The 12578-nt window shown below is 68.4% G+C and carries 15 protein-coding genes and 1 pseudogene; 6 read left to right on the plus strand and 10 right to left on the minus strand.

The window, feature by feature from the left end:
- Positions 1-41 precede the first annotated feature (41 nt).
- From ASG76_RS12325 to ASG76_RS19860, 3 genes and pseudogenes are all read right to left on the minus strand, one after another.
- Positions 42-713, minus strand: coding sequence for a Type 1 glutamine amidotransferase-like domain-containing protein (locus ASG76_RS12325; RefSeq protein WP_056603461.1), 672 nt, complete (start codon positions 711-713; stop codon positions 42-44).
- Positions 714-771: 58 nt separating this feature from the next.
- Positions 772-1200 carry a VOC family protein gene (locus ASG76_RS12330; protein ID WP_056603465.1) on the minus strand — a complete coding sequence of 143 codons (429 nt, stop codon included), beginning with the start codon at positions 1198-1200 and terminating at the stop codon, positions 772-774.
- 197 nt (positions 1201-1397) lie between these two features.
- Positions 1398-2729: pseudogene (locus ASG76_RS19860) on the minus strand (DUF222 domain-containing protein); the annotation flags it as partial.
- 512 nt (positions 2730-3241) lie between these two features.
- Between ASG76_RS19860 and ASG76_RS12340 the strand changes: the two are divergent.
- The gene (locus ASG76_RS12340; protein ID WP_056603471.1) at positions 3242-4942 is read left to right on the plus strand and encodes an AIPR family protein; all 1701 of its coding nucleotides are present in this window, start codon (positions 3242-3244) and stop codon (positions 4940-4942) included.
- Positions 4943-5329: 387 nt separating this feature from the next.
- Complete coding sequence (locus ASG76_RS19410; RefSeq protein ID WP_056603474.1) at positions 5330-5875, plus strand: hypothetical protein; 546 nt, start codon at positions 5330-5332, stop codon at positions 5873-5875.
- Here the strand turns inward: ASG76_RS19410 and ASG76_RS19415 are convergent.
- The 6 genes from ASG76_RS19415 to ASG76_RS12375 form a co-directional block, all read right to left on the minus strand.
- Positions 5872-6186, minus strand: coding sequence for an antitoxin (locus tag ASG76_RS19415; RefSeq protein ID WP_056603477.1), 315 nt, complete (start codon positions 6184-6186; stop codon positions 5872-5874). The genes ASG76_RS19410 and ASG76_RS19415 overlap by 4 nt on opposite strands.
- 34 nt (positions 6187-6220) lie before the next feature.
- Positions 6221-6709 carry a hypothetical protein gene (locus ASG76_RS12355; RefSeq protein ID WP_157559095.1) on the minus strand — a complete coding sequence of 163 codons (489 nt, stop codon included), beginning with the start codon at positions 6707-6709 and terminating at the stop codon, positions 6221-6223.
- A gap of 73 nt (positions 6710-6782) precedes the next feature.
- Positions 6783-7205, minus strand: coding sequence for a VOC family protein (locus tag ASG76_RS12360; RefSeq protein ID WP_056603482.1), 423 nt, complete (start codon positions 7203-7205; stop codon positions 6783-6785).
- A gap of 266 nt (positions 7206-7471) precedes the next feature.
- The gene (locus ASG76_RS12365; protein WP_056603484.1) at positions 7472-7819 is read right to left on the minus strand and encodes a hypothetical protein; all 348 of its coding nucleotides are present in this window, start codon (positions 7817-7819) and stop codon (positions 7472-7474) included.
- Positions 7820-7900: 81 nt separating this feature from the next.
- Positions 7901-8563, minus strand: coding sequence for an FMN reductase (locus ASG76_RS12370; protein WP_056603487.1), 663 nt, complete (start codon positions 8561-8563; stop codon positions 7901-7903).
- Positions 8560-9702: an LLM class flavin-dependent oxidoreductase gene (locus tag ASG76_RS12375; protein ID WP_056603490.1), complete on the minus strand. Its 1143-nt coding sequence runs from the start codon at positions 9700-9702 to the stop codon at positions 8560-8562. Before ASG76_RS12375 ends, ASG76_RS12370 begins: the two co-directional genes overlap by 4 nt.
- A 156-nt stretch (positions 9703-9858) precedes the next feature.
- On the opposite strand from ASG76_RS12375, the gene ASG76_RS12380 reads away from it, so the two are divergent.
- Both ASG76_RS12380 and ASG76_RS12385 read left to right on the plus strand, forming a co-directional pair.
- On the plus strand, positions 9859-10245 hold the full coding sequence (locus ASG76_RS12380; RefSeq protein ID WP_056603493.1) for a tetratricopeptide repeat protein: 387 nt from the start codon (positions 9859-9861) through the stop codon (positions 10243-10245).
- A gap of 155 nt (positions 10246-10400) precedes the next feature.
- Positions 10401-11201 carry a glycerophosphodiester phosphodiesterase family protein gene (locus tag ASG76_RS12385; RefSeq protein WP_056603497.1) on the plus strand — a complete coding sequence of 267 codons (801 nt, stop codon included), beginning with the start codon at positions 10401-10403 and terminating at the stop codon, positions 11199-11201.
- Between the two features lie 6 nt (positions 11202-11207).
- Here the strand turns inward: ASG76_RS12385 and ASG76_RS12390 are convergent, their stop codons facing one another.
- Positions 11208-11831, minus strand: coding sequence for a response regulator transcription factor (locus tag ASG76_RS12390; RefSeq protein ID WP_056603500.1), 624 nt, complete (start codon positions 11829-11831; stop codon positions 11208-11210).
- Positions 11832-12037: 206 nt separating this feature from the next.
- Between ASG76_RS12390 and ASG76_RS12395 the strand changes: the two genes are divergently transcribed.
- Together ASG76_RS12395 and ASG76_RS12400 are read left to right on the plus strand one after the other, a co-directional pair.
- Positions 12038-12340 (plus strand): metal-sensitive transcriptional regulator, encoded by a 303-nt coding sequence (locus tag ASG76_RS12395; protein ID WP_056603504.1) that lies wholly within the window; start codon positions 12038-12040, stop codon positions 12338-12340.
- Between the two features lie 30 nt (positions 12341-12370).
- Positions 12371-12574: a heavy-metal-associated domain-containing protein gene (locus ASG76_RS12400; RefSeq protein WP_056603507.1), complete on the plus strand. Its 204-nt coding sequence runs from the start codon at positions 12371-12373 to the stop codon at positions 12572-12574.
- The last annotated feature ends 4 nt before the right edge of the window (positions 12575-12578 follow it).

The following is a 12578-nucleotide window of genomic DNA, read 5'->3' on the forward strand; positions in this document are numbered from 1 at the left end:
GGCGAGGGTGCCACCCCCTGCCCCGGTTGGGAAGCGGTGGCTCAGGCGTGGAGCTGCTGCCAGTGGCCCTCGGAGACCCACTCCACCTCGCCGTCGACCACCTTGATCGCCGTCTGGTCGTCGAGGGCGTACGCCGCGTTGGGAATGGTGGCCGCCCACTCCTGCGCCTCTGCCATGGAGTTGCCCGGCTTGCCGTCGGCGGCCAGGTGCGGGCAGATCGAGAAGTCCACGAGCCCCAGCGTGCTCGTGTCGCCGCTCGGCGGTCGCCACTGGATGAAGTCCTCCCCGACGACGGGCGTCATCACCATGCTCCCGGCGCTGAGCCCGACCCACACGGTCTCGGTGAGCGACGGCAGCATGTCGACCAGCCCGGACTCGCGCATCCAGTGGCAGAGGTAGAGCACGTCGCCGCCGCCGACGAGCAGGCAGTCGGCCTCGCGGACCCGCGGCACCCACCTCTCCTCGTCGAGGCTGGGCAGGGCGGTCAGCTCGAGCACGCCCATGGACTTCCAGCCGAGGTCGACCATCGGGTTCTCCGAGGTGCCGCTGATGAACTGCCACGCCCTGACACCGGGCCCGACGTTGGGGTGGCCGTACATCCCGGTGGGGATGCACAGCGCGGTCGACTCCTCGATCGGCTTGCCGAGGAGCTCCACGAGCGAGTCGCGGATGCTGGGGTTGGACACGCCTCCGGAGGTGAGGAGCAGCTTCATGGTGATATCCCTTTCGTCACTTCTCTGACGTGCGGCGGGGCTGGGATTCGACAGCCTTCTACAGCTCCTCGGCCAGCATGACGATGATCCCGCTCGGCCCGCGGACGTACGTGAGCCGGTAGACGTCGGCGTACGTCGCGACGCCGCGCAGCGGGTGGCACCCGTGCCGCGCGGCGATCTCGAGCGCCGCGTCGAGGTCGTCGACGGAGAAGGCGACGCGGTGCATGCCGATCTCGTGGGGCTGCGTGGGCTCGGTCTCGATGGCGTCGGGGTGGAGGTATTCGAAGAGCTCGAGGCGGCCGTGCCCGTCCGGAGTCTGGAGCATGGCGAGCTTGACGTGGTTGCCGTCGAGGCCGACGGCGGTGTCGGCCCACTCCCCGCTGACGGTGTCGCGACCGAGCACCGTCAGGCCGAGGTCGGTGAAGAACGCGATCGTCTCTTCCAGGTCGCGCACGGCGATCGCGACGTTCTCGAGCTTGATGGGCATGCGCTCGACGCTACCGACGCCTGGCAGTTTCGTCAGCCGCCGGGCTCGCGCGCGTCGGGACGTGGGCGCCGGGGTCGTCGGTCTACGTCCGCCTCGTGAACTCGACCTTGTTGTCGGCGTGGACGGTCATGGCGTAGCGGGAGTCGTGGGCCAGACGGTGGTGGCGCGGGCACAACAACCGGCCGTTGGCGAGGTCNGAACTCGACCTTGTTGTCGGCGTGGACGGTCATGGCGTAGCGGGAGTCGTGGGCCAGACGGTGGTGGCGCGGGCACAACAACCGGCCGTTGGCGAGGTCGGTGAGGCCGCCCCGGGACCACGGGTCGTCGTGGTGGGCATGACAGCCCGACGCGGACGTCTCGCAGCCGCGGGCGGTGCAGCCGCCGTCACGCAGACCGAGGGCGATGCGCTGGGCCTTCGTGAACAACCGCGCCGCGCGCCCGATGTCGATGGGCTGCGACTTCGAGTCCAGCACGACCGGGATGATGGCTGCCTCGCACGCCAGCCGGCGGGCCTGGCCCGCGGTCATGCGGGTGCCGTCGTCGAGGAGTGCGGTGGCGTGCTCGCCCAGCAGCTGCTCCAGGGTCATGGTGACCACGATGGTGGCGTTCACCCCAGCCGTCTGCGGTGCGGCATCGACCGGGTAGCGCTCGACGTACTCCACGAGCGCCTCCCCCATCCGACGCCGCAACGGCTTCCACCCGCCGCCCTCGTCGCGGAGCTCGGCCTCGGTGTGCCGCGCCGGGTTCGCCAACGCCAGCAGGTGCCGCTTCAACATCTTCCCGATCCCCGACGGCACCGTGAACGTGCCATGACAGCGGCCTTCGCCGTCATCACTCATCGCGAAGTCGACGCCCGCGTCGGCCCGCGACTCCTCCTCCTGGAGCACGGCCTCCTCGTGCGACTCCCCCACCTCCGGCGCCACGACGTCCAGGATCCGCTTCCCGACCTGCCGCAGCGCCCGCGCGTCGTGCTGGGCAGCGAGGCCGACCAGGACCGACTCCGCCCGCCCCCGCGTCTCAGCGTCCACCCGCGCCGGGAGCGCGTCGACCGCCTCCACGATCACGCGCGCCTGCTCGGCGCGCAGCCCACCGGAGGTGAGTGCCTGCGCGACGTGGGCGTGCTCCCCCAGCGCCCGCCCCAGCGCCAGGTCACGCCGCGCCGCACCCCGGGTCATCCGGGTCTCGACCGCAAGCCACGCCGCTGCGTCACGCAGACCCTGCACCTCACCCACCTCGTCAGAGGCGGCCAGCAGCCGCACACTCAGCGCCTCGAGCTGGGACCGCGCCTCGGTCAACGCGACCAGCGCGGACCGCTTCTCCTCGAGCGTCATGAACGCCGGCTCCACCGACGCGGCGCCCTTCAGCGCGGCCCGGACGTCGGCGGCACACTCGATGATCGGGTGCACTCGATCCACGGGGGCCACCTCCTCGCACGCGCTCACTGGACACCGCCCAGGATCCGGGGCGAGAACGGTGAGGCATGACTGGTGGCACCATTGCCGGGTCGTCACCGGTGAGCCGCAAGGCATCCCGTCNACTCACTGGACACCGCCCAGGATCCGGGGCGAGAACGGTGAGGCATGACTGGTGGCACCATTGCCGGGTCGTCACCGGTGAGCCGCAAGGCATCCCGTCAGCACCACGACGGGTTCTATGGGTGACTGTCCTGACCCCGGGATCCTCGTCACCTCAGACGTGGGACCCGTTCCGGATCAGTGTGCTCACGCCATCGTACGCCTGTTCGGATATGAGCGCAAGGGTCTGCCCAGCCGCCATCGGGGCTTCAGTCCAACTCACCTCGGGGCGACACAAGCAAGGCACGCTCGTCCATTCTGATGGGTAGTGACCGGATGCATGAGGGCAATTGCGGCGACCCTGTGGCAGCCAGTTGCCGGGCTCGCACCAGAGGCTCGTGAGGGACTTGACCCTTGCTAACCGCTTAGCCGTGGGACGGCTGTCCCGCGAACGGCAGCCATCTGGGAGACAGCAAGTCAGACCGTCGTCTAATGTCAGGCGTTATGCGGTCACACGGGGATGCAAGATGAGTGCTAACGACGTCATCTTGCTCGAGGACATGGTCAATCGATCGAGAGTAGAGACTGCGGGATTGACCCCTGCGGAACAGGAAGCATACTTCGTTTCGCGCCACTACCTTAGCGACTATAGGCCAAGTCACGACGACCTGCTGTCTGGAGTTGTCGACGGCACTCTCGACGGAGGAATCGACGCGGCGTACATCTTCGTTAACGGGTATTGCCTCCGCGACGATACAAACATCGCCGCTTTGGGTCGGAATCCGCAACTGGACCTTATTTTCATCCAAGTAAAGAACACCAAGGGCTTCGGCGAGACTCCAATCGAGAAGCTCATCGTTCACCTGCCAAAGTTGCTGGACTTCACCCGAAACGACGCAGCACTCGTCAAGCAGTTCAATCCCCGAGTCATCGAAATCACTCGTAGGTTCCTCGACACTTATCGGGCTATGGACATGCCGGACGTCAGCATCTACGCCGCCTTTGCGTCCTTGAAGGCCGATCAGGTACATCCAAACGTTGAACTTAAGGCACTGCAACTAAAGGAAACACTCACAAAGTGCTTCGGCTCTTGCTCGCCTGAAGTGCACCTACTCGACGCCGCCGCGGTATCTGATCTCGCGAGAGACAAGCCTCCAGTCATGATGCACCTCGCCTTGGCTGAGAATCCGATCTCCACGGACATGGCCGGGGGATATATCGGCCTCGTTCGCTTGAAGGATTATCAAGTCTTTATCACTGACAAGTCCGGCAAACTGGACGCGACGCTGTTCGAGGCGAACGTGCGAGACTACGAGGGCGAGTCCGGGGTGAACCGAAGCATCCAAGAGACGCTCGAGCACGAGGACAAGGACGTCGATTTTTGGTGGTTGAATAATGGCGTAACGATCGTCGCGGATAAGGTCCAACCTGCCGGGAAGCTCTTGCAATTGGAATCGCCGCAAATTGTGAACGGGCTGCAGACGTCGCACGAGATCTACAAGAGGGGCCGAAGTGAGGGTTTCCAGGAGAGCCGCGGGGTCCTCGTCAAGGTGATCCAAGCCGATAACGATCTGGTCAAGGACCGAATCATTCGCGCCACCAACAGTCAGACGTCGCTCGGATTAAGTTCCTTGCGGGCGACGGACCGCGTCCAGCGCGAAATAGAAGAATACTTCCTCACCAAGAATTTGTATTACGAGCGAAGGAAGCACTTCTATTTGAATCGCCAGATTCCCCTCTCGCACTTGGTCTCAATTGATCAGCTAGGGCAGGCCGTGATGGCGGCATTGGTTCAAGTGCCGCACGTGTCCCGTGGCGAAGTCACCCGGATCTTCCATGATGACGTCTATGACGTCGTCTTTGCCAGCGAAAATCCTATAGACATGTATCTCGTGTCGATCCAGCTTGTTCGGAAGTGCGAGTCATACCTACGATCAAACCGGCAGACCGAGGGTCAGGTTGACGATTACGTATTTCATCTTTCGATGGCCGCAGCCATCGCGCTGACCCGCAAGGCGAGGCCCAGCGCGTCAGATGTTGCAGCAGTTGATCTCATGCCGTCGAACCAACTGCTTAGGGAGTTGCTTGCTCTGATTCAGGACGAGTTCGCACGCTCGGCGCGAGCGCACGGCGAAGTCCTTTTCGAAAAGCTCGCGAAGGATGCGCGTACAACTGCCGCCGTTCACGAGCGCATGATTCGCTATCTCGCATCTTCGCCCAAGCCGTGAGAACGCACGGTCCTGCATGTCGAGGCGACGTATGGAACGAGAACTCGCCGAGTCGCCGGACCGTTGATGGTCGAGGAGTTGGCATCTGAGTAGTTCACAGCCAACGCTGGGCTGCCGATCCCGCCATAGGTCGGACCAGGGCTGAGGGTTGCGCCAGCCCATGCTGGACGCTTTGGGCGCCTCCATGGCACAACGGAGTGCGGCAGCCATTCATTGGGCTCATTGGTGGGAGCATCAGCCATGCCCTCGCGCCAGCAGGTCCTCGCTGGGGTTTGCCTGTGCCTCGCGCTCACCTCGTGCCTCGCGCTCACCTCGTGCGGCACGGCCCGTACCCACGACACCAGCGGCACTGAACGCAGCGCAGCCTCCTGCGCCGCTGTACTGCGCGTGGACCGGGTTACCTACATCGGCATCGGCGGACTCCTCCGCGATCCCGAGGTGACCGGCGAGGAGGTCGAGGCGGTGATGCCCGGCTGCAACGACACCGGCGGTGAGATGCCGCCGGAGGAGACCGTCACCGCCCAGGTGCTGACCGAGATCGGCTCGGACACCGCGCTGCTGTTCAACGGCGATGTCTACGTCCGCGAGGGCCGAGAGGCACCGGAGCAACTCAGGTACTGGCGTACGGCACCGAAGTGCTCGACCGAGGGCACCTTCGAGCTCGCGGGCACGTGGCTCGGCGTGCAGGGTCCCCACAAGCCGCAGTACGACGGAGACATTCAGCTGCCCTATCGCATCACGGTGCACGTCGACGAGGGACCGGACGAGTACGTGAAGACGCAGATCACCGTGCACGCCGACATCTCGACCAGCCCCGCGCTCGGTCCCGACGACGTGAAGTCGTCGCTGTGGACGGGCGGGACCGTGACGGCGCAGGTGCGGTGTGACGGCGACACGTTCGCCGCAACAGCGCTGACCGCCGAGGAGAACTAGGCGGGCGGCAGCTCCTCCGGAGGCCGGCGGCGGTAGTCCGGGTGCTCCGCGTCGGGAGGAGTCGCCGGCGCGGGCGGCAGGTCGGCGACCTTCGCGACCGACTCGCTGACCTTCGCGCGGGCCGAGGCCAGCTGGTCGGCGTACTTGCCCTGGGTCTTCTCGTCGACCGTTGCCCCGATCTTGTCGAGGGCCTCCTCGAGTCGGCCCCCGTGCTCGCGGGCGAGCTCGCCCGCGGCGCCCTTGAGCTCGGCGACGAGCCGGTCGGGATCGATCTGGTCGATCGCCTGCTTCAGCTTGTCGTTGAGGGACATGCAGCCACGCTAGCCCGGACGGCCGGTCGCCGCGTCACCCAAATGTCGCTGAGCCGGCGAGATGGTCTCGTGAGGGCGACATGACGTCCTGAAGACGGGCGAGCAGGGCCTGGTCGACCGGGTCCGCCCCCCGCAGGATGTCGATGACCTCGAGCACCTGGTCGTCCAGCCCTGGCGGCTCGTCGGTGAACCCCGCCTCCTCCAGGAACTCCAGAGTGCTCTCCACGCGCGAGAAGCAGGAGACGAAGGCCTTCTCGTCCCCCGTGCCGCTGCGCAGTGCGTAGTCCAGGGCCGCCAGGAAGTCGACCCGCAACACGTCCGGCCCGTCCGGCTCCTCCTCGAGCTGGAGCTCGTCGGCCGAGGTCACGTCCTCGATCAGTGATCCGCCTGGTCCCTCCTCGACGTCACCCAGTGCCTGGTCGAGCAGCCGACGGCACTCCGCGCTGCGCCGGCGGCCCTCCTCGCTGTCGTCGAAGCGCAGGATCGGGCTGAGCAGCCAGGTGAGCACTAGGCCGAGAGCCATCCGGGCGCGCGGGGGCAAGTCCTGCGCCTGCCGCCGCAGGCCGTCTCCGTTCATCCCTGGGGGTCGCGACGCTTCAGGACGCTGCGTCCCCGGCGATGTTGAAGAGCCAGTTGATGCCGAAGCGGTCCTTGAAGGAGCCGAAGACGTCGCCCCACATCTGCTTCGCGAGCGGCATCGTCACGGCCTGAGCGTCCTGGCTGAGCGCCTCGAACCAGCCGGACATCTTCTCCGCGTCAGTGCCGGAGATGCTGACCGAGACGTTGTCGCCGAAGCTCATCTGCACGAACTCCGGTGGCGCGTCGGCGCCCATCAGCGTGAAGCCGTCCGGCGTCTCGAGCTGGCCGTGCATGACCTGCTGGGCGACGGGGCCCTCGGTGCCCATGTCGCCGAACGTCATGAAGGTCGGCGTGCCGCCGAGCACCGAGGCGTAGAACTCCATCGCCTCGCGCGCGTGGCCGTCGGCGAAGTTGAGGTAGGGGTTGAGCTGGACCGACATGACGGACTTCCTCTCGTCGCTGTGGGCACCCCAATCTAGTGAGCCCGTGCGCTGCTTCGGAAGCCGCGGAGCGGTCCCGTTCGTGGCCGCCGGCTTGATCCGGCCCGTCAGGATCATCGGCCCGGCCCCTCGCCCCGGCGCTGCGCTGCGTCCATGTTCCCTCCCCAAGGTGACGTGGTGCACGACCACGGGAACACGCGGGGACGCGCACGGCTACACCCGTGAGGCGGACCGCCGTGGAGATACCCCATATGGGGCAGGACGGGTCAGCTCTCGGCCCACTGGCGGTAGTAGTCGGCGTGCTTCGCCCGGGTGTCCTCCCTGGCCCACTCCGACTCCTCGTAGTCGGGCGCGGCCTTCACCTGGTCCTTGCTCATGCTGATGATGACGCGCTTGGCCTCGTGGTCCATGCCGACCACGACGCCGGCGGGGATGACGCGCTTCTTGCCGAAGATCCAGAAGCCTGTGTCCACCACCAGCCACTGCGCGGCCGTCTCGGTGCTGGCCCCGTCGACCTTGCCGATGCTGCCGCCGTCGGCCTCCACCTCGTAGCCGACGAGGTCGCGGTCCTCGCTCCACTCACTGTCGCGATAGCTCCACACGGTGTCGTTCACGGTTGCCTCCAGGGTGGGTTGCCTGAGGTTCGACGCAACCACTGCCGGTCGCGCGGCAACACACCCCGCGGGACGGTCGGCTCAGTCGGAGCCGGAGTGCCCCCGCAGCAGGTCGCCGAAGGGCGTCACGTCGGCCTCGACGCGCGTGCCGGACGTACGCCGCGGGCGCGCCGCGAGGTCGGGCGCGAAGCCGCCGACGGCGTACGCCCCCTGGCTGAGCACTGCGGCGGCGAGCTCGGCCGCGGCGCGGGTGATGCGGTCGGCGAGCCCGTGGTCGCCGAAGTCCTCGGTGGCGGCGAACACCCCGGTCGGCACGACGACGGCGCGCAGGTAGGCGAAGAGCGGGCGCAGCGCGTGGTCGAGCACCAGCTGGTGGCGCGACGTGCCGGCGGTCGCGGCGATCAGCACCGGCGTACCGGTCAGCGAGTCGGGGTCGACGGCGTCGAAGAACATCTTGAACAGCCCGCTGAAGCTGGCGTTGAAGACCGGCGTGACGGCGATGAGCCCATCGGCCGAGGCGACCTGCTCGCGCAGCTCGGTGAGGCGCGGGGTGGGGATGCCGCCGGTGACCATGAAGGTCGCCAGCTCGCCCGCCACCTCGCGCAGCTCGATGAACTCCACGTCCGCCGACTCGCCGCGAGCGGTCACCTGGGCCGTGGTGGCCTCGGCGATCTGGTCGGCGAGGAGCCGGGTGGACGACGGGACGGTGAGTCCCGCCGTCACCACGACGATGCGGCGGGTCATGCCTGCGCCGCCGCGAGCTCCTCGGCACGCGCGCGGGCGGGCTCGACGAGGTGGTGGGGCGCGTCGGGACCGGCGGCCACGAGCGAGGCGTGGGTGGGCGGGTCGCTCGGCACGTGGGCCGGGCGGCGGCGCTCGAACTCCTTGCGGAGCACCGGCACGACCTCGGTGCCGAGCATCTCCACCTGCTCCAGCACCAGCGACGTCGGCAGGCCGGCGTGGTCGACGAGGAACAGCTGGCGCTGGTAGTCACCGACGTAGTCGGCGAAGCCGAGGGTGCGCTCGATGACCTGCTCGGGCGTGCCGACGGTCAGCGGCGTCATCTCCGTGAAGTCCTCCAGCGACGGGCCGTGGCCGTAGACCGGGGCGTTGTCGAAGTAGGGCCGGAAGACGCGCTTGGCCTCCGCCTCCGAGCCGGCCATGAAGACCTGCCCGCCCAGGCCGACGTAGGCCTGGTCGGCGGAGCCGTGGCCGTAGTGCTCGAAGCGCTGGCGGTAGAGGCGCACCATCTGCTCGGTGTGCTCCTTGTTCCAGAAGATGTGGTTGTGGAAGAAGCCGTCACCGTAGTAGGCCGCCTGCTCGGCGATCTCGGTGCTGCGGATCGAGCCGTGCCACACGAAGGGCGGCGTGCCGTCGAGCGGCACCGGGGTGGAGGTGTAGCCCTGCAGCGGGGTGCGGAACTGGCCCTGCCAGTTGACCACCGGCTCGCGCCAGAGCTTGCGCAGCAGGTGGTAGTTCTCCACGGCGAGCTTGATGCCGTCGCGGATGTCCTTGCCGAACCACGGGTAGACCGGACCGGTGTTGCCGCGGCCCATCATCAGGTCGACGCGACCGCCGGAGAGGTGCTGCAGGAAGGCGTAGTCCTCGGCGATCTTCACCGGGTCGTTGGTGGTGATCAGCGTCGTGCTCGTCGAGAGCAGCAGCCGCTCGGTCTTCGCTGCGATGTAGCCGAGGTGGGTGGTCGGCGAGGACACGACGAACGGGGGGTTGTGGTGCTCGCCGGTCGCGAAGACGTCGAGCCCGACCTCCTCGGCCTTGAGCGCGAGCTGCGTCATCGAGGCGATGCGCTCGGCCTCGGACGGCGCGCGTCCGGTGGTCGGGTCCGTCGTGACGTCACCGACGCTGAAGATGCCGAACTGCATGGTGTCCTCCGTGTTAGTTGAAGTTTGTATCACCTCCAACGGGGCGTGCGCTTCCAGTATTCCGTGGAATCGCCGGGACAGGTCTCGCGTTGGACCGGCATCCGGGCGCACTCTCGGAGTACCCACTTCTCGGCACGCTTCGCGAGAGGAGCGACGATGACCGACTTCACCCCCTTCGAGGACCTGCTGCGCGGACACGCGGGACTGCTCGAGGACACCGCCCACGACCGCTGGGTCCGGGCCCAGGCGCTCTTCGCCGACCGCGCCTACCGCGAGGCCGCCGTGCTGCTGGCCGAGCTGCTCGAGGAGTCCGGCGACGTGCGCCACGAGCTCACCGACGTACGCCTGCTGCTGGCGCGCTCGCTCTTCCACTCCGCCCAGCTCGACGGCACGATCGCGGTGGCGACCGAGCTGCTGGAGCACGACCCCAACGAGCCCTATGCCCACCTGCTCCTCGGCCGTGCGCTCCAGCGCAAGGGGCGCCGCGACGAGGCGCAGCCGCACCTGCGGCTCGCTGAGCTGCTGGGGGGCTACCGGACCTGAGGGCTGCGGCCACGGGGGGCGTCGAGCGGCCCCAGGTCCGCTCGACGCCCGGCATGCCGGGCGTCGAGCGACCACGGGGGTGTCCTAGTACGAAGGCTCGGTGAACACTCCCGCGGCCGGCCCCACGGGGTCGGCCGCGACCGCATGCTGGGCTCGTGACCAGCTACGGCGCCCACACCGGACCGCTCGCGATCGCCCACCGCGGGGGCATGGCCCTCGCCCCGGAGAACACCCTCGCCGCCTTCGGCCGTGCCACGGCCCTGGGCCTGACCCACCTCGAGACCGACGTGCGCACCACCCGCGACGGACACGTCGTGTGCTTCCACGACGCGAGCCTGCGCCGGGTCACCGGTCACGCCGGTGACGTCGCCGACCTCGACCTCGCCGACCTGCGGCGGCTGCGCGTCGGCGGCACCGAGCAGGTGCCGACCCTCGTCGAGGCGATGGCGACCTTCCCGCAGGCGTGCTTCGCCATCGACCTCAAGGACGAGCGCTCGATCGCGGGGATGGCGCGGCTGCTGCGCACCCACCCCGGCTGGGCGCAGCGGATCCTGGTCGCCGGGGCCTGGAGCCGCTGGCTGCGGCGCCTGCAGGACGAGGCCCCCGGCGTCACGACGGCCCTCGGCTGGCGCTCGCTGACCACGCTCGTGGCGTGCTCGCGCGGCGGCGTACGCCCTCCCGGCGTGCGGGCGGGCGGCGGCGCCTTCGCCCACGTGCCGCTGCGGCTGGGCCGGCTGCCGGTGCACTCGGAGCGGGTCATCGACCGCGCGCACGAGCTCGGCATCCGGGTCGTGGTGTGGACCGTGGACGACCCCGCGACCATGCGCACCCTGCTCGACGCGGGCGTCGACGGCATCATCACCGACCGGCCCGACGTGCTGCGCGAGGTGCTGGTCGCGCGCGGGCAGTGGTTGCGGCCGCCCTTGGCGGCCCCGCTGTCGCTGCCCCTGACCTGAGGTGGGTCAGACCTTCTCGAGCACCTCGACGCGTACGCCGTGGGTGACCGCCCACAGCACCGCCTGGCTGCGGCTCTGCACGCCGGTCTTGCGGTAGGCGCTGCGGATGTAGGACTTCACCGAGTTCAGCGAGATGCGCATCTCGCGCGCGATCTCGTCGTTGCTGCGACCGGTGGCGATGAGGGCGAGGGTCTCGCGCTCGCGGACGGTGAGCTGGCCGACCTCGCTCGAGGCCTGCACCCGGCTGCCGCCGCCCGGGCCCCCGCCGAGGGGAGGGGCGACCACGGCCTCGCCGAGGTGGATCGAGCGCAGCGCCCTGCCGAGCTGGACGGCACTCAGGCTCTTGCCGAGGTAGCCCGTGACGCCGTCCTTGAGGACGTCGTCGACCAGGCCCGGGTGGTGGTTCCAGGTGTAGACCGCGACGCGCCGGATGAACGGGTCGGCGACCGCGCGCGCGAGCGTGGTGTCGTCGAGCGCGGTGCCGTAGGTCTCGACGAGCGCGATGTCGATGGGCGCGCGGGTGCGGTCCTTGAAGCTGCCGATCTCGAAGCCACCCTGGGTCCGGAGCATGCTCTCCAGGCCCCGCCTCACGAGCTCGTCACCGCCCAGCAGGCCGACTCGGATGATCATGGGACTCCTGACGGTGAGCGGAAGGGACGCACGCCCGTGCGTCCCCGACGTCCCCCAGACCGTCGCCGACACTCTGGCACACCCACTGGTGCAACCCTCAACAAGAGGACCGCTGGGACCGGTCTAGACGCAAAGTCCACCCCCAGGGGTGAACGCGCACAGGTGCCAGCCTTGTCCGTGATACCCCCTAGGGGTATGTTGGTGCCATGAGCGAGCAGCACGGTCACCTCGAGGGCAACGACGAGGCCGTCCAGGCCCACCTCAAGCGGCTGCGCCGCATCGAGGGGCAGGTGCGCGGCATCCAGCGGATGGTCGAGGAGGAGAAGTACTGCATCGACATCCTCACCCAGGTGTCCGCCGCCACCAAGGCGCTGCAGGCCCTGGCGCTCTCGCTGCTCGACGACCACATGGCCCACTGCCTCGTCGACGCGGCCCGGCAGGGCGGGGAGGAGCAGGAGCTCAAGCTCAAGGAGGCCTCCGAGGCGATCGCCCGCCTCGTGAGGTCCTGACCCCCGGACCAACCCGACCAAGGAGACACCATGAACACCGAGACCTACACCGTCACCGGCATGACCTGCGGCCACTGCGCCGCCTCCGTCACCGAGGAGATCTCCGAGATCGACGGCGTCGCGAACGTCGACGTCGTCGTCGAGACCGGAGCCGTCACCGTCACCAGCACCGCGCCCCTCGACCACGCCGCCGTCCAGGCAGCCGTCGAGGAAGCCGGCTACGCCCTCGCGTGAGCAC

Source organism: Nocardioides sp. Soil774 (assembly GCF_001428125.1).
In the GTDB taxonomy this organism is placed as follows: domain Bacteria; phylum Actinomycetota; class Actinomycetes; order Propionibacteriales; family Nocardioidaceae; genus Nocardioides.

Coding starts and splice junctions, on each gene's coding strand:
- ASG76_RS12325 (WP_056603461.1), bottom strand. CDS start 713: ATGAAGCTGCTCCTCACCTCCGGAGGCGTGTCCAACCCCAGCATCCGC.
- ASG76_RS12330 (WP_056603465.1), bottom strand. CDS start 1,200: ATGCCCATCAAGCTCGAGAACGTCGCGATCGCCGTGCGCGACCTGGAA.
- ASG76_RS12340 (WP_056603471.1), top strand. CDS start 3,242: ATGAGTGCTAACGACGTCATCTTGCTCGAGGACATGGTCAATCGATCG.
- ASG76_RS19415 (WP_056603477.1), bottom strand. CDS start 6,186: ATGTCCCTCAACGACAAGCTGAAGCAGGCGATCGACCAGATCGATCCC.
- ASG76_RS12355 (WP_157559095.1), bottom strand. CDS start 6,709: ATGGCTCTCGGCCTAGTGCTCACCTGGCTGCTCAGCCCGATCCTGCGC.
- ASG76_RS12360 (WP_056603482.1), bottom strand. CDS start 7,205: ATGTCGGTCCAGCTCAACCCCTACCTCAACTTCGCCGACGGCCACGCG.
- ASG76_RS12370 (WP_056603487.1), bottom strand. CDS start 8,563: ATGACCCGCCGCATCGTCGTGGTGACGGCGGGACTCACCGTCCCGTCG.
- ASG76_RS12375 (WP_056603490.1), bottom strand. CDS start 9,702: ATGCAGTTCGGCATCTTCAGCGTCGGTGACGTCACGACGGACCCGACC.
- ASG76_RS12380 (WP_056603493.1), top strand. CDS start 9,859: ATGACCGACTTCACCCCCTTCGAGGACCTGCTGCGCGGACACGCGGGA.
- ASG76_RS12390 (WP_056603500.1), bottom strand. CDS start 11,831: ATGATCATCCGAGTCGGCCTGCTGGGCGGTGACGAGCTCGTGAGGCGG.
- ASG76_RS12395 (WP_056603504.1), top strand. CDS start 12,038: ATGAGCGAGCAGCACGGTCACCTCGAGGGCAACGACGAGGCCGTCCAG.
- ASG76_RS12400 (WP_056603507.1), top strand. CDS start 12,371: ATGAACACCGAGACCTACACCGTCACCGGCATGACCTGCGGCCACTGC.